Below are 15,722 nucleotides of genomic sequence, written 5' to 3' on the forward strand. Positions count from 1 at the left end.
CCGACCGCGCCCGCTTTCGAACGGGGAAGTCTACGGAGCGCCGGGCCTCTCCTCCAAACCCGTTCCGGTCAGGAACCGCAGGCCGTGATGAGTGTCTCCACCTCGGTGATCAGCGCGTGCGCGAACCGGTCGAGGTCGGGGACGGCCGCGCCGTCGGCGACCAGCCCGTAGTGGACCCGGCCGCGGTACGTCGAGACGGCGACCGCCAGGGACTGGCCGCGGGCCAGCGGGGCGTACGGGAACACCTCGGTGACCGGGTTCCCGCCGAGCTTCAGACCGAGGCTGGGCAGCGGGACGCTGGTGACGAGGATGTCGAACCAGAGCCGGGCGGCCTGGCTGACCAGCGGTCCGCCGAGCCGGTGGCCGAGCGCCGGGACATGGTCGGCGAGCAGGGCGACGGCGCCCGCGCCCCGGCCGGGCCCGGCGTCCTTGTTGGCGTCCATGGCGGTGCGGACCTGGGCGAGCCGGCCGAGCGGGTCGGGGTCGTCGACCGGAAGCCGTATCAGGTACCCGGAGAGCCGGTTGCCCTGCGGGTGCGCGGTGCGCGGGCGGCGCTTGGAGACCGGGATCAGCGCCCGGGGGCGTACGCCCTCGCTGCCGTCGCCGCGCTCGTCCAGCCAGCTGCGCAGCGCCCCGGCAACCACGGCGATCAGGACGTCGTTGACGGTGCCGCCGACGACCTTGCGGACGCGGTGCACGTCGTCGAGGTCGAGGACCACCCCGGCGGTGCGGCGGGTGCCGGTGGGTGGGGCGGCGAGCGCGGGGGTGGACCGTACGCCCAGCCGCGACACGGCGACGGAGGCGCCGATGTCGAGGGCGCGCCCCACGTCGGAGACGGCGCCGCGCAGCATCCCGGGGAGTCTGCGCACATCGGGGATCAGACCCCGCGCGGGCTCGGCGGGGCGCGGCCGGGACGCGGGCAGGTCCATGGGGTCCAGGACGGCGGCGGCGAGCGCCAGGGCGCGCAGTCCGTCGGCGAGGGCGTGGTGGAACTTGAACAGCACCGCGAAGGACAGGCCGTCCTCGCCCGGCAGGACGTGCGCCTCCCAGGGCGGGCGGTCGCGCTCCAGGGGGCGCTCCATGAGCCGGCCGGCCGCGGTCTGGAAGTCGGCCGTGGCGGCGTGCAGCCGGACGTGCCGGTGGGGGTCGAAGTCCGGGTCGGCCTCACGCACCGCACCGCCCAGGGCGAGCGGGCGGCGCAGATCGAGCGGCAGGACGGGGTCGAAGGGCCGCCACACGTCCCGGATCCGCATGCGCAGCCCGGGGACGGCCGCCGCGCGCGCGGCGAGCAGGTCGGCCCCGTGGGCGCCCGCGCTGGGCGACTGCGCGGCGAAGACCCCGAGAGCACCGAGGTGCATCGGGTGCTCGGGGGACTCGATGTTCCAGAACGCCAGGTCGAGCGGTGCCAGGAGATCATCAGCAGACAAGGGCTTGCCTCGCGTCGTCGACGGGTGAGGCAGCAGTCAACCCCTTGGAGGTGATTACGGTCAAGCATGTCCAGGCTACGTACAGTTAACAGCCGATTAAGTTCATGACACCCGCTGTCCCTTCCCGAGGGCGATGACCCCGTTCTCGGACACGGTGTACAGCTCTCCGTCACGCTCGGGGTTGACCCCGATGGTCGCGCCGGGCGGGACCTCCACGTTCTTGTCCAGGACCGCGCCGCGCACCACCGCGCCCCGCCCGATGTGGACGTTGTCGTGCAGGATCGAGCCCTGGACGACCGCTCCCGGGTCGACCCGGACACCGGGCGAGAGCACGGACCGGGTGACCTGGCCGCGGATCAGGCAGCCCGCGCTGATGATCGACTCGCTGGCCATGCCGCCCGCGTTGAAGCGGGCCGGCGAGAGCTGGTAGGAGTGGGTGTAGATGGGCCAGCTGCGGTTGTACAGGTTGAAGGCGGGCCGCTCGGCGATCAGGTCCATATGGGCGTCGTAGTACGCGTCGAGCGTGCCGACGTCCCGCCAGTAGCCCTGGTCGCGGGTGGTCTCGCCGGGGATGTGGTTGGCGCTGAAGTCGTACAGCTGGGCCTCGCCCCGCCGGGTGAGCTGGGGCAGGATCGAGCCGCCCATGTCGTGCACCGAGTCCTCCTCCTCGGCGTCCCGCTGGAGGGCCTCGATGAGGGCCTTGGTGGTGAAGAGGTAGTTGCCCATGGAGGCGAACACGGTGTCGGGGTCGTCGCGCAGACCGGGCGGGTCGGCGGGCTTCTCCAGGAAGTTCTCGATCGTCTGGCCGTCCGAGCCGGGGGTGATCACCCCGAAGGAGGACGACTCGCCGCGCGGCACCCGGATCCCGGCCACCGTGACCCCGGCGCCGCTGTCGATGTGCTGGGTGAGCATCTGGCGCGGGTCCATGCGGTACACGTGGTCGGCGCCGAACACGGCGACGTACTCGGGCCGCTCGTCGTAGACCAGGTTCAGCGACTGGAGGAGGGCGTCGGCGCTGCCCAGGTACCAGCGCTTGCCGAGCCGCTGCTGGGCGGGTACCGGGGTGACGTAGTTGCCGAGCAGGCTGGACATCCGCCAGGTGGTGGTGATGTGCCGGTCCAGCGAGTGCGACTTGTACTGCGTGAGCACACAGATGCGCAGGATGTCGGCGTTGACGAGGTTGGACAGTACGAAGTCGACGAGCCGGTAGGTGCCGCCGAACGTGACGGCGGGTTTGGCCCGGTCCGCGGTCAGGGGCATCAGTCGCTTGCCCTCGCCGCCCGCCAGCACGATGCCGAGCACAGAAGGTCCACCACGACGCATTGGTCGCTCCCCTCACCCTGGTTGGTACCCATGGATGCCCCGCCGCGGGGCCCGCTACGCCTGTTTGAGGATCTCCTCGTACAGCCGGACCGTCCGCCGGGCCACCGCGTCCCAGCCGAACTCGTCCACCGCGCGCACCCGCCCGGCTTCCCCCATCCGGCGTCCGGCCCCCGGATCGCCGAGGACCGCGTCCAGCGCCCGGGCGAGTCCCGCCTCGAACACGGCGTCCTCCTCGTCGACCGGTACGAGGACACCGGTCACCCCGTCCTCGACGACCTCCGGTATCCCGCCGACCCGGGAGGCGACCACGGGGGTGCCGCAGGCCATCGCCTCCAGATTGACGATACCGAGCGGCTCGTACACCGAAGGGCAGACGAACACGGCCGCGTGGGTGAGGAGTTGGATCACCTCGGGGCGCGGGAGCATACGCGGGATCCAGTGCACGCCGTCGCGGGCGCGGCTCAGTCCGGCGAACAGGTCGCGGAACTCCTGGTCGATCTCCGGGGTGTCGGGGGCGCCCGCGCAGAGCACCACCTGGGCGGCCGGGTCGATGTCCCGTACGGCACGCAGGAGATGGGGCACGCCCTTCTGGCGGGTGATGCGGCCGACGAACAGCACGTAGGGGCGGTCCGGGTCCAGTCCGATCCTGGCCAGGGCGTCGGTGCCGTGGTCCGGGCGGTAGAGGCCGGTGTCGATGCCGTTGTGCACCACGTGCACCAGCTCCGGGGCGAGCGCGGGGTAGCAGGTGAGGATGTCCTCGCGCATCGCCGCCGATACGGCGATCACCGCGTCGGCGGCCTCCAGCGCGGTCCGCTCGGCCCAGCTCGACAGGGCGTAGCCGCCACCGAGTTGCTCGGCCTTCCAGGGGCGCAGGGGCTCCAGGGAGTGCGCGGTCACCACGTGCGGGACGCCGTGCAGCTCCTTGGCGAGATGGCCGGCGAGGTTGGCGTACCAGGTGTGCGAGTGGACGAGTTCGCGGCCTTCGAGGGCGGCGGCCATGGCGAGGTCCACGGAGAAGGTGCGCAGCGCGTCGTTGGCGCCGTCCAGGGCGGACCAGGGGCGGTGGCGCTGGACGCCCTCCGCGCGTTCCCGCAGGGAGCTCTCGCCCCAGCAGTGCACGTCGAGGTCGACGAGCCGGTGCAACTCCCGGGCGAGGAACTCGACATGGACGCCCGCGCCGCCGTACACGTCCGGGGGGTACTCCCGGGTCAGCAGTCCCACTCGCACCCGGAACCCCCCATTCTCAACGGCTGGTTCCCTTCATGGTCACCCAGACGGGGCGCGCGGGGAAGAGCGCGGGGGTCGTGTGAAGCAACAGTCGCCGCAGACTCCGCCGCCGGGCACCCGGTAGTAGAGACAGCAGCTGCTGCGGCGGAAGGCGGTGCCGGCCGGGGTGCCGGTGCGGATGCCGGTGTCCGCGAGGAGCGGGTGGGTGAACAGTTCGGCGGTGAGGGCACGCGCGCGTGCGGCGGTCCCGGGCCGGCCGTGCGTGTGGGCCCACTGCTCCAGTTGCCGGGCGGCGCCGGCCAGGGCGGAGGCGGCGTTGCCCCGCAGCAGGCCGGGTGCGACCCGGTGGTGGGCGCGCAGGGCCGCCGACAGCGGTTCGAGATGACCGTCCAGTACGACGGCGGCGAGGGTCGCGGCGTCCGCGGGCAGCGCCCCGACCTCGGTCAGCCAGAGGTCGTCGGGGGCGCTGCCGTCCGGGTCCCAGCGCAGCAGCCGCGGATCCAGGTCGGGGAGCGCGCCGTACAGGACGGCACAGCCGAGGGCCGCCGACCACAGCCGGGCCGCGAGCCCCTGCTGGGCCACGGAGGCCCCGATCCGCTCCTCGGGGGCCCGCAGTGCCCGGTTCACCTTCCGGACCCGGAAAGTCAGGGAATTCCCGTAAACATCCGACGACAGGTTTTCGTAGGTGTGCGCGAGGGTCGGCAGCGGGCGCGGCGGTTCTGCGGCCACGCGTAGGAGGAAGAAGCCGCCGAGCGGGCGCAGCGCGGCGAGTTCGGGGTCGAGGTCCACGACGTGCAGTAGTACCAAGGGCGGCCGTAGCGGAGATCAGGGGGATCCCTCAGACGTCACCCGTCTGAGGGAGGACGGTGGTCCCGTCGTACTCCATCGGCAGTAGGAGGCATTGAGTGCTCAGGTACGACGACGGGAACAGATCGCCAAGGCATCGTGTTGGTTATGAGAGCCCACCGTTCGCCGCGCCGGGTCCCGGGCCCCGGCCTCACGCAGAGGAGCAGCTCATGAGCGCCCTCGCGTTGTCCGTGGTCCTGTCGCTGGTCTCCGCCGTGGCGTACGCCTCCGGCGCGATCGTGCAGGAGCAGGTCGCGGTGTCGTCGCCGGACGGGGAGTACGCGCCGCTGCGCCGCCCCGGCTGGTGGGCGGCGGTCGTGCTGAACGGGCTCGGCGGGCTGCTGCACGTGGTGGCGCTGGCCTACGGCCCGCTGAGCCTGGTGCAGCCGCTGGGCGCGCTGACCATCGTGTTCGCGCTGCCGATGGCGGCGCTGTTCGTCGGCCGCAGGGCCGGGGCGACGGCCTGGCGGGGCGCGATCATGGCGACGGTGGGTCTGGCCGGTCTGCTCTCCCTGGTCGGCGCCTCCGACGCGCAGTCGCTGAGCACCGCGCAGCGGGTGGGCGTGGCCCTGGTGACTGCCGGTGCGGTGGTGGCCCTGATGGCGGCCGGGCGGGCCGCGCACCGGCATCCGGCGGTGCGCAGCATGCTGCTGGCGACCGCGTCCGGCATAGCCTTCGGCATGTCGTCCGTCTTCACCAAGACCGTCGCGGTCGACTGGACCGGCGGTGTCTCGACGGCCGACGTGCCCTCCCTCGCCGTGATCGGCGTACTGGCCACGGCGGGCATGCTGCTGTCGCAGGCCGCCTACCGGGGCGCGGGCCTCGCGGCGCCGCTGGCCACACTGACCGTGGTCAACCCGGTGGTGGCCGCCGCGGTCGGCATCACGATGTTCGGCGAGACGTTCCGGTACGGCACGACGGGCACCGTGCTCGCCCTGGGCTGTGGAGTGGTGGCGGCGGGTGGGCTCATCCTGCTGACCACCGAGCGTCTTCAAGGAGGATCCGCTGTGGCCGGGGCTGTGGCCGCACCGGCACAACCGGCGGGGCCGGCCCTGACGGCGGCGGACACCGCGTCGGCACCGCTCATGGCGGACCTGCCGGAGGAGCTGCTGGCCGCCGTGGAGATGCGGGACGGCATGCGGCAGGAGCGGCTCGAGAAGCCGCTCGTACCGGTCCAGGCCGGGGAGCCCCTCGACGACCTCGACGACGACCTCGACCAGGCGCCGGACCCGGCCGGCCGGCCGATGGTGTTCCTCCAGAGCCCGCTCTGGAGCGCGACGTACATCCCGATGCCGGCCGTCGACCGGCACCGGGTGCGTGTCAAATCCTGACGCCGCCGGCCCGCAGATAGGCCAGCGGGTCGACGTCCGAGCCGAAACCGGGCCCCGTCCGCACCTCGAAGTGCAGATGCGGGCCCGTGCTGTTGCCGGTGGAGCCGGAGCGCCCGATGCGCTGCCCGCCGCCCACCGACTGCCCGTCCCGCACGGAGATCGCGGACAGATGGGCGTACTGGGTGTAGCGGCCGTCGGCGTGCCGGATGACCACCTGGTAGCCGAAGGACCCGCCCCAGCCCGCGCTGACGACCGTGCCCGCGGCGACCGCCTTCACGGAGGTCCCGGTGGGGACGGGGAAGTCGACGCCGGTGTGGTAGCCCTTCGACCAGGAGGAGCCGGTCGCGTGGTACGGGGTCCCGGTGGCCGCGGCGACGGGGGCGACCAGGGAATGGCCGGTCTGCGCCTTGTCGTCGGCGTCGGATTCCTTCTCGGTACGGGATCTGGACGTGCTCGGGCTCGTCGTGGGGGCCTTCGTGCCGGCCGGAGCGCGCAGTTTCAGCCGCTGGCCCGGCAGGATCAGGTCGGGATCGGCGCCGATCGTGGTCCGGTTCGCGGCGTAGAGCCGCCGCCAGCCGCCCTGGACGTCCTCGGTGTCGGCGATGCCGGAGAGGGTGTCGCCGCGGACGACGGTGTACATCTCGGCGGTACCGGCCCGGGACTGGGGCGTGGCCTGCGGCTGCACGTCCTTCAGCGTTGTCCTCGCCGACTTCGCCGACTTCGCCGACTTGGTGGAGGTGCTGCCGGAGGTGCCGTTCGGGTGGATGTCGGGGGTGTCGCCGCCCCGGGCCAGTCCGGCCCGTACCGAGCACACCGGCCAGGCGCCGGGCCCCTGGCCATCCAGGACCTTCTCCGCGACGGCGATCTGCTGGTCCCTGGTGGCCAGGTCGGCGCGCTGGGCGTACCGCTTGCCGCCGTACGCCTCCCAGGTCGACTGGGTGAACTGGAGGCCGCCGTAGAAGCCGTTGCCAGTGTTGATGTGCCAGTTGTTGCTGGACTCGCAGGCGGCGACCTTGTTCCAGGTGTCCACGTCGGCCGCCTGGGCCGCGCCGGCCCCGATGAGCGGTATCGCCATACCGGCGCCGCCCGCGGTGACCGTGAGTGAGGCCCGGTTGATCCTGTTCGGCTGGTACCGGCGGTGCCGGCCGCGTACGGCCATGGAGTTCCCCCTCGACAAGCGTCAGGAGGGGCAAAAGTACGGGCCGTTCACAGCCCGTGACAAGACCGCAATCAGCCGCTCCGGGTTCGCCCACGGGCGCGGGAAACCCGTAAGGATGGGCACCAGGACGAAACAGACCGGCACCACCCCTAGGAGCCAGCCCTATGAGCACTACAGCGCAGATCGGTGTGACGGGACTCGCGGTCATGGGCCGCAATCTCGCCCGCAACTTCGCGCGCAACGGTTACACGGTGGCGCTGCACAACCGGACGGCGGCGCGCACCCACGCGCTGGTGGAGGAGTTCGGGCACGAAGGAGCCTTCGTGGCGGCGGAGACCGCCAAGGACTTCGTGGCGGCGCTGGAGCGGCCCCGCCGACTGGTGATCATGGTGAAGGCCGGGGAGCCGACCGACGCGGTCATCCGGGAGTTCGCCCCGCTCCTCGAACCCGGTGACATGATCATCGACGGCGGCAACGCGCACTTCGCGGACACCCGGCGCCGGGAGCGCGAACTGCGTGAGCAGGGCCTGCACTTCGTCGGCACGGGCATCTCCGGCGGCGAGGAGGGCGCGCTGCACGGGCCGAGCATCATGCCGGGCGGCTCGACGGAGTCGTACGGCTCGCTCGGACCGATGCTGGAGAGGATCTCCGCGAAGGCGGCGGACGGCGCGCCCTGTGTGACGCACGTCGGGCCGGACGGCGCCGGGCACTTCGTGAAGATGGTCCACAACGGCATCGAGTACGCCGACATGCAGCTGATCGGTGAGGCGTACCAGCTGCTGCGGGACGTCGCCGGGTACACGCCGGCGCAGATCGCGGAGATCTTCCGCACCTGGAACCGGGGCCGGCTGGACTCGTATCTGATCGAGATCACGGCCGAGGTGCTGTCGCACGGGGACGCGGCGACCGGGAAGCCGTTCGTGGACGTGGTCGTGGACCAGGCCGAGCAGAAGGGCACCGGGCGCTGGACGGTCCAGATCGCGCTCGATCTGGGGGTGCCGGTGTCGGGGATCGCGGAGGCGGTCTTCGCCCGGTCGCTGTCCGGGCATGCCGCCCTGCGGGAGGCGTCGCGGGGCCTGGCCGGGCCGAAGGCGGCCCCGCTGGGCGAGGCGGAGGCGGCGGCGTTCGCGGACCGGGTGGAGCAGGCGCTGTACGCCTCGAAGATCGTGTCGTACACGCAGGGCTTCCACGAGATCGCGGCGGGCAGCGAGGAGTACGGCTGGGACATCGACCTCGGCGCGGTCTCCGCGATCTGGCGGGGCGGCTGCATCATCCGGGCAGCGTTCCTGGACCGGATCCGGGCGGCGTACGACGCGCGGGCGGATCTGCCGAGCCTGCTGTCGGACGAGACGTTCGCGGCGGAGATCGGGGCCGCGCAGGACGACTGGCGCGAGGTGGTGGTGGCCGCGGTGTGGCAGGGGGTGCCCACGCCCGGGTTCGCCGCGGCGCTGGCCTACTACGACGCGCTGCGGGCCGAGCGGTTGCCCGCGGCGCTCACTCAGGGGCAGCGGGACTTCTTCGGGGCGCACACCTATCGCAGGGTGGACCGGGAGGGGGCGTTCCACACGTTGTGGGGTGGGGACCGGTCCGAGGTGGGCGCGTAGCGCCTGTTGAGGGGCGTGGGGCTGACGAAGCGCGCGTGCGCGTGGGTGGGGGCCGGTCGCGCGGCTCCCCGCGCCCTGACGGGGTTGCGGTGGGCGGTGTCTTCGAGCACCGCCCACCGGCCTCCGGGTCAACCGGCCCCCGGGTCCGCCGGCCGCCGGGTCCGCCGGCCGCCGGGTCCAGGTCCGACCTCCGCCGGATTTCAGGTCAACGGCGGGCCCGGTTCCGGGGTCGGGGGTGGTTCTGGGCCTGGCGGGATGGGGGACGGGGACGGTTCGGGGGGTGGGCCCGGGATGGGTGGGGGCTGGGGGGCTGGAGGTGGTTCCGGGGATGGGACCGGGCTGGGGTAGGGATCCGGTGGGCCCGGGAGTGGGACGGGGTCGGGGGGTGGGGTGGTCATCGTGTCCTCCGGCCAGTCGTGTCGCTCGGCTCTGGACTACTCCCCCGCGTACCCGGCACCGCCCCGGACACTCACCCGGGTGGGTCCGCCCGGCGGTCAGAAACGGCCGGGATGGGCGCGCAGCCAGTCCTTGGCGGCGGCCAGCAGGGCGGGGTCGGCCGGCGGGGCCTCCTCCGGATGGCGGGCGGCCCACTTCACGACGTACGGGCAGAGGGGGGCGACCGGGATGCCCTCGCGCGCGGCGATGCCGTACAGCTCCCGCGCGAGGGAGCCCGCGATGCCCTGGCCCTCGTGGGCCGGCTCCACGATGGTGTGCACCGGGACGAGGGCACGCGCGGGCGACTCCAGGACGAAGTACTCGATGCGGCCCACGACCTCGGCCCCCTCGCCGAGGGCCTCGAGACGGCCCGCCGTCCGGTCGTCACGGATCTCGATGTCGCTCATGGGCACTCCCGGTTCGATGGGTGCGGTCGGTACGGCCGACGCCTCGCTCAGACGGACACCGCCTGCGGGCTGCGCCGCTGGTCGGAGCCCGGTACCGGCTCCGAGGCGTCGGCCCCGAGGGCCACGATCCGGTTGTCGCCGTCCACGTGCACGACCCGCGGCTTCAGCGCCCTCGCCTCGGCGTCGGTGACCTGAGCGTAACTGATGATGATCACCAGATCCCCGGGGTGGACGAGATGGGCGGCGGCACCGTTGATCCCGACCACGCCCGAGCCTCGTTCGCCCTCGATGACGTAGGTCTCCAGCCGCGCCCCGTTGGTGATGTCGACGATGTGGACCAGCTCACCGGGCAGCAGATCGGCGGCGTCCAGCAGTTCGGCGTCGATGGTCACCGATCCCACGTAGTGCAGGTCGGCCTGGGTGACGGTGGCGCGGTGGATCTTGGACTTGAACAGAGTACGCAGCACTTTGGACTCCTGGAAGACGGCTCCCTGCCTGCCCTCTGCAGGTCAAGGGCGGTCTTCACTCTACGACGGCATGCCAGGACCCGATGCTTGTGAGAAACATCAGGTCACACCTTCTTGACCACACCCGACTCCAGCTGCAGTCGATCACGGAGTCACCGTCCCGCAGAACGTTGCCGACAGCATCCCTGACATCGTGCTCGGCGGGAGCACCGGAAGGGACGGGGAGGCAGGTTCTCGATCACCCCGCCAGGCTGTCCGGCGCCACGCCTGCGCCGACTGAGCGAGAAGGACCCCTCAGCCCGGCTCGCCGCGGTCGTGATGAAGAAGGCGTCCGGCCCGGCCGGGGTGGGCGCCGCGTGGTGCCCACCCCGGTGCGCGGTCGAATGGATCAGGCGGCAACGGGACGCGGGTCGGCGGCCGGAGTCGCCAGACGCCCTGTGCGGTGCAGGCCGTACAGGGCGGCCGCGCAGCCGAAGCCGAGCACGCACAGGGAGATCCACGGCAGCGCGGGCATCCCCGCCTCACGGGCCGCGTCGAGTGCCGCGCCGGTGAGGAGGTTGCCGAGGGTGATGCCGATCCCGCAGATGGTGTTGTAGAGCCCGTAGTGCGTGGCGACAAGGCGGTCACCGGAGAGACGGACGATGGTGTCCATCTCGAAGGGGTACGCGATCATCGTGCCGACCGCCAGCAGGAGAGCCGCGAGCGCGGGCGGTACCGCCGCCAGCAGCCACAGGCCGGCACCGGACTCGGGGACGGGCAGAGCGGCGGCCGTCAACAGGGGCACGAAGGCCAGGCCCATGGCAGCCAGTCCTCGGGCCAGTGCCTGGCCCGCCTGGTATCGGGCCTTGCACCAGGCGGTCACCCTGGTCTGGCCGACGATCGTGCTCAGCCCGGAGACGGCGAAGAGCATCGCCACCGCCGCCGTGCCGAACTGCCCGTCCCCGCCGACCCGTCGTACTTCCAGCGGCAGTGCGAGATAGACCTGGAAGGAGAGGACGTAGCAGCCGATCATGGCTCCGGAGAAGAGCAGGAACGGACGGTTGGCGATGATGCCGCGCCACTGGGTGAGGACGCCCTCACGGTCCTGTTCTTCCTCGTCCTTGGGGTGGTCGGCGCGCCGCGTGGGCAGCGCACGGATCTGCACGACGCTGAGCAGTGCGAAGATCCCGGCGGCGACCAGGCAGGTGATGCGGAAGTCCACCCCGGTCAGCACCATCCCGACGAGCGGGCCGAGCAGGATTCCGGCCTGGTAGAAGACGTTGAACAGTGCGAACGCCTCGACCCTGCGCTCCCCCGCGTCGGCGGCGAGGTACGCCCGGACCGCCGGGTTGAACAACGCCCCGGCGAGCCCGGTGGCGGCGGAGGCCGCGATCAGCGCGACCAGCGAGTCGACCAGGCCGAGCGTCGCGAAGCCGGCCGTGCGCAGCACGCAGCCGGCGACGATCAGCGGCTTGTAGCCGAACCGGTCGGCGAGTGTCCCACCGACGAGGAACATGCCCTGCTGGCTGAAGTTCCGTACCCCGAGGACGAGTCCGACGACCCAGCCGGCCAGCCCCAGCGTCCCGGAGAGGTGAGCGGCCAGGTAGGGCATCAGCATGTAGAAGCCCAGGTTGATGGTGAACTGATTGACCATCAACAGCCGGACGCTGCGTTCGTAGGTGCGTACCTGTGCGAGGGCGCTCTTCACCGGCTCTCCTCCACGGACTCCATGGTGAGCGGATCGACCACGGTGGCGCACCGCGTCCAATGAGCCACTTCCTTCTCGTCCACCCGCCCGATCACCTCGGGTTCGGGAGCGGGAGGGCCGTCGAGCAGACCGTGGGCGGCGCAGTAGTCGTCGTCGAACACCGTCCCGAGGTAGCGCTGCGGGCCGTCGGGGAAGATGGCCGCGATCCGGGTGTCGGCGGGCAGGGTACGGGCCAGCCACCCGGCGACCAGGGCGACCGCGCCCACGCTCCATCCGCCGGTGGCGTAGTGCGAGCCGGCCAACTGGCGGCAGGTCCACACCGCCTCGGCCGGGGCCACCCAGTGGACCTCGGAGAAGGCGTCGTAGGCGACGTTGCGGGGATAGATGCTGGACCCCAGACCGCGCATCAGCCGTGGCCGGGCCGGCTGGCCGAAGATCGTGGAGCCGATGGTGTCGACGCCGACCACCTCCAGCTCGGGATAGAGCTGTTTCAGCACCCGGGAGACGCCGGCGGAGTGCCCGCCCGTGCCCACGCTGCACACCAGGACGTCGAGGTGGCCCAGCTCGGTGGCCAGTTCCAGGGCGAGCGGGGTGTAGGCGGTGGTGTTGTCCGGGTTGTTGTACTGGTCCGGGCACCAGGAGTCGGGGTGCTGTGCCATCAGCTGCTGGACACGCTCGCGGCGGGCCTGCTGCCAGCCGCCGGTGGGGTGCGGCTCGGAGACGACATTGACCTGGGCGCCGTAGGCGGTGAGCAGCCGGGTCATGGACATCTCCAGGCCCGGGTCGGTGACCAGGGTGACCGGGTGGCCGTAGACCATGCCGGCCAGTGCGAGGCCGAGTCCGAGGGTGCCGCTGGTGGATTCGATGATCCGGGCGCCGGAGCGCAGGTCGCCGCGGGCCCGGGCCCGCTCCACCATGTGCAGACCGGGCCGGTCCTTGATGCCGCCCGGGTTGAAGCCCTCCAGCTTCGCCCAGAAGCCGCGGTCCGGGGGTGTCAGCGGCTGGGACACCCGAAGCAGCGGCGTGTTGCCCACCAGCGCCGAAAGGGCGGACCGGTCCGGCGTGGCGGTGGTGTTCGTCAGTGACTGCATGTCTTTCGCTCTCGCTCGATGAATGCGCGGTGCGTGCTCATCTCGCGCCACGGCCGTACGGCGGACGGGTCGTGGTCCGTCCGAGGTTGTGGAGCCGTGGCGCGGCAGCCGTGCGGTGTCGGCTGCGGGCGGGAGGTCTAGATGCGCCACCGCGCGGTGCGGGCGAGCGCGGATCTGCCCGTATGCCGGGTGCGGAAGCGATACGGCCGACGGTGAGCGGGCAGAGCGCCCAGAGCCCCGAAGACGCCGGCGGGCAGGGTCGCCCCGGTGTCGGCAGGGGGATGCTGGGCGGGCTGGGCCGTCGTGCGGGCGGCCCCGTCCAGGGCACAGTGCTCGTTCCCGTGGTGTCGGTGCGGCCCGTGGGGCATCACATCGCCTGTCACCGCCGGTCTGGCCGGCGCCGTGGCCGCGGCGGGTGCCGTGCGGTCCGGCTCCGCCGACTGCCCATGGGCAACGGCGCACAGGCCGATCACCACGAGCAGGACGCCGGACAGCAGAGCGACGATCGGCTGCGGCAGGCGGGAGTCGGGCACGGCCCGCAGGGGGTGCGCGGGCGTACGGGAATGGTTCGGCACAGGTCCTCCGTGCGCCGGCTCCCTCTTCGGTCATGGCGGCAGCCACGGCAGCGGAAGCGGCAGGCAGGGGTGGGGGCAGGACGGCATCGACGTTCCGGAGCCCGCGTCAGCAGTGGCGGGTGGGGACCGGAACAGCCGGAGGATGCGGAGGACTCGGCTTCTAGACCTGCTGAACCACGGACGATCTCACGGCTGTCGACGACGTGACAGACAGCACCGACTCGCTGGAACCCGGCTTGTCCAGGACGCGCCCGCCAGTGGCCGATTCACTGACCGACACCGCACAGCACGGCGGCGGCAGCACCGGTCCCTGCTGCGGCTGCCCGGAAACGCATTGCTCGCTCGGATGCGAGGAGCCGTGGCCGTCGTCTGAGTCACCTATCGCGACCAGCCGGGACACCGCCCGTTGGCCCTCGCACTCGGCCTTGGCCTCGAGAGCCCTTTCGTGCGCTGTCGCAGCAGGCGCTGCCGCGCTGGTCACCAGGTGCCCTGTGACGCTCTCGGCACTCATCCCGTGCGTGAACACGACGCCGAACAGCAGTACGGCCATGGCCGACACACGGAGCAGCGAGCCCGCGGAAACACGGGCCCGCACCATGCGCGGGAGTGACCAGGCCGTAATCACGCCGTGATACTAGCGGTTCATAGACCTTGATCCGCCGACTCCCGCGCACCGTCGCGTTAACGAGCCAAGCACATGACCGGTTTGCTTCGGCGAGTACTCCGGAGGGGCACCCTCGACGGGCCCGGGCACAAGCTCGAACACTAATCTGCTTAGCAGATACTGAGTCCTTCCCCGCCCTGGTGCGTACTAGGTCCTGGCCGCGGAACACCTGCGCGGCCCAGCGGGACGCACATGGAAGGTGGACATGGGAACTCTGGCTCTGAGCTGGTCCATAGCGGGGGTGGCCGCGCTGGTCGCCGCCGTGAGCGCGGTCCGGGTCGTGACCACGAGCGGCGCGGGCCGGTACGCGGCGGGTGGTGATCTGCTGATGGGGGTGTGCATGGCGATCATGGCCCTGCCCGCGACGGCCGCCTGGTACGGGGGGTACGGGATGTGGTGGGCGACGGCGTTCACCCTGCTCGGCCTCGGCACGGTGGCACTGGCCGTCCAGCACGCGCGCGAACACGGCTGGAAGGAAGGCCGCCACTGGGTGCACCTCATGGTCGGCAGCGCCGGCATGGTGATCATGACGTTGGCCATGACGACGACCTCGTCCGGGCCGGTCCTCGCGCTGGGGCACGGCCATGGTTCCTCGATGCCGGGCATGCCGGGGACGGAGGACACCGCGAGCATGCGGCACACCGGCGGGATGGAGAGCATGGCCGGCGTGGAGTCCATGCCGGGGATGGACATGACCGGCATGAGTGCGCACACGTCTGCCGCCGGAGCGGACGCGTCGTCGTCGCCTTCCGTCTGGCGTCTGGTGATCGCCGCGCTTGCCGTCTACTTCCTGCTGTCGATCGCCGCTTCGGTCTGGGCGCGCCTCCGCGGCACCGAACGGAGCGGTCTCACGACCAGCCGCGAGAACGGTCGGCGCCGCGGCTGGAGCCACTGGCTGCTCTCGATGCCGGACACGGTCGTGGTGTTTCTCGCCTCGCTGACGCTCTCCGTCTGGGACAAGGCGCGCGCAGCGGAACGGGGCCGCCACGGCGGTCGTCGCCGCAGGGCCGGCGCCACCCCGGAAGCCGCCCTCGCGGCCCATATCGGCATGGGCGGAACCATGTCCGCCATGCTGCTGATGATGGTCGCGTAACGGTCGCGGCTCCCCCGGAACTCCGCAGCGGCCACCAGGGGCCGGGAAGTCGTGGGCGGCTCCACAGCTCCTGAATACCCCTGGGGGGTATATGTCGGACTCGCCCGGGAGGAGCGGGACGGGCCCCCGGCTCCGGTCGCGCGCGCTGTCGGCATCGACGAAGTGATCGCCGAAGTGCTGGCTCAGGACAAGGTCGACGCGGTCAAGCCCCTGGCCACCATCAAGGGCGACCTCTTCTGGGCCTCGGCTACAACGTCGCGGTACTGCCGCTCGCCGCCGCCGGCATGCTCAACCCGATGACCGCCGGTGCCGCGATGGCCTTCTCGTCGGTCTTCGTCGTCACGGACAGTCCGCGCCCGCGGTCCTTCGAGCAGGCCCTTCGAACC

13 protein-coding genes and 1 pseudogene are annotated in these 15,722 nt (G+C 72.0%); 3 read left to right on the top strand and 11 right to left on the bottom strand.

Features of this window, described 5'->3' with window-relative positions; genetic code table 11:
- Window positions 1-68: 68 nt before the first annotated feature.
- The 4 genes from AQJ64_RS10200 to AQJ64_RS10215 all read right to left on the bottom strand — a co-directional run bounded on the left by AQJ64_RS10200 (window position 69) and on the right by AQJ64_RS10215 (window position 4,784).
- Window positions 69-1,427: a wax ester/triacylglycerol synthase family O-acyltransferase gene (locus AQJ64_RS10200; RefSeq protein WP_055637558.1), complete on the bottom strand. Its 1,359-nt coding sequence runs from the start codon at window positions 1,425-1,427 to the stop codon at window positions 69-71.
- A 102-nt stretch (window positions 1,428-1,529) separates the two neighbouring features.
- Complete coding sequence (gene glgC, locus AQJ64_RS10205; RefSeq protein ID WP_079061566.1) at window positions 1,530-2,750, bottom strand: glucose-1-phosphate adenylyltransferase; 1,221 nt, start codon at window positions 2,748-2,750, stop codon at window positions 1,530-1,532.
- A gap of 54 nt (window positions 2,751-2,804) precedes the next feature.
- The gene (gene glgA, locus AQJ64_RS10210) at window positions 2,805-3,977 is read right to left on the bottom strand and encodes a glycogen synthase (protein WP_055637560.1); all 1,173 of its coding nucleotides are present in this window, start codon (window positions 3,975-3,977) and stop codon (window positions 2,805-2,807) included.
- Window positions 3,978-4,016: 39 nt separating this feature from the next.
- A complete protein-coding gene (locus AQJ64_RS10215) occupies window positions 4,017-4,784 on the bottom strand; it encodes a (2Fe-2S)-binding protein (protein WP_055637561.1) in 768 nt (255 codons plus the stop codon).
- A 209-nt stretch (window positions 4,785-4,993) separates the two neighbouring features.
- On the opposite strand from AQJ64_RS10215, the gene AQJ64_RS10220 reads away from it, so the two are divergent.
- Window positions 4,994-6,154: a DMT family transporter gene (locus AQJ64_RS10220; RefSeq protein ID WP_055637562.1), complete on the top strand. Its 1,161-nt coding sequence runs from the start codon at window positions 4,994-4,996 to the stop codon at window positions 6,152-6,154.
- On the opposite strand, the gene AQJ64_RS10225 is transcribed toward AQJ64_RS10220, so the two are convergent.
- Window positions 6,144-7,313, bottom strand: coding sequence for a transglycosylase family protein (locus AQJ64_RS10225; RefSeq protein WP_055637563.1), 1,170 nt, complete (start codon window positions 7,311-7,313; stop codon window positions 6,144-6,146). The two genes, AQJ64_RS10220 and AQJ64_RS10225, sit on opposite strands and share 11 nt — an antisense overlap.
- A 164-nt stretch (window positions 7,314-7,477) precedes the next feature.
- On the opposite strand from AQJ64_RS10225, the gene gndA reads away from it, so the two are divergent.
- The gene (gene gndA / locus AQJ64_RS10230; protein ID WP_059202573.1) at window positions 7,478-8,917 is read left to right on the top strand and encodes an NADP-dependent phosphogluconate dehydrogenase; all 1,440 of its coding nucleotides are present in this window, start codon (window positions 7,478-7,480) and stop codon (window positions 8,915-8,917) included.
- Between the two features lie 494 nt (window positions 8,918-9,411).
- Here gndA and AQJ64_RS10235 read toward each other — a convergent pair whose 3' ends face one another.
- The 6 genes from AQJ64_RS10235 to AQJ64_RS10260 all read right to left on the bottom strand — a co-directional run bounded on the left by AQJ64_RS10235 (window position 9,412) and on the right by AQJ64_RS10260 (window position 14,129).
- The gene (locus AQJ64_RS10235) at window positions 9,412-9,759 is read right to left on the bottom strand and encodes a GNAT family N-acetyltransferase (RefSeq protein WP_059202574.1); all 348 of its coding nucleotides are present in this window, start codon (window positions 9,757-9,759) and stop codon (window positions 9,412-9,414) included.
- 47 nt (window positions 9,760-9,806) lie between these two features.
- Window positions 9,807-10,226: an aspartate 1-decarboxylase gene (panD, locus tag AQJ64_RS10240; RefSeq protein ID WP_055636657.1), complete on the bottom strand. Its 420-nt coding sequence runs from the start codon at window positions 10,224-10,226 to the stop codon at window positions 9,807-9,809.
- 388 nt (window positions 10,227-10,614) lie between these two features.
- On the bottom strand, window positions 10,615-11,913 hold the full coding sequence (locus AQJ64_RS10245) for an MDR family MFS transporter (RefSeq protein WP_055636656.1): 1,299 nt from the start codon (window positions 11,911-11,913) through the stop codon (window positions 10,615-10,617).
- A complete protein-coding gene (locus tag AQJ64_RS10250; RefSeq protein WP_055636655.1) occupies window positions 11,910-13,004 on the bottom strand; it encodes a PLP-dependent cysteine synthase family protein in 1,095 nt (364 codons plus the stop codon). The genes AQJ64_RS10245 and AQJ64_RS10250 overlap by 4 nt, the downstream gene beginning before the upstream one ends.
- Before the next feature lie 137 nt (window positions 13,005-13,141).
- Window positions 13,142-13,579: a hypothetical protein gene (locus AQJ64_RS10255; protein ID WP_055636654.1), complete on the bottom strand. Its 438-nt coding sequence runs from the start codon at window positions 13,577-13,579 to the stop codon at window positions 13,142-13,144.
- A 160-nt stretch (window positions 13,580-13,739) separates the two neighbouring features.
- Window positions 13,740-14,129, bottom strand: coding sequence for a hypothetical protein (locus AQJ64_RS10260; protein ID WP_240512811.1), 390 nt, complete (start codon window positions 14,127-14,129; stop codon window positions 13,740-13,742).
- Window positions 14,130-14,592: 463 nt separating this feature from the next.
- On the opposite strand from AQJ64_RS10260, the pseudogene AQJ64_RS10265 reads away from it, so the two are divergent.
- Window positions 14,593-15,704 (top strand): annotated as a pseudogene (locus AQJ64_RS10265) (hypothetical protein); the annotation flags it as partial.
- Window positions 15,705-15,722 lie beyond the last annotated feature (18 nt).

Origin of the sequence: Streptomyces griseoruber, from assembly GCF_001514205.1 — a bacterium.
Taxonomy (GTDB): Bacteria; Actinomycetota; Actinomycetes; order Streptomycetales; family Streptomycetaceae; genus Streptomyces; species Streptomyces griseoruber.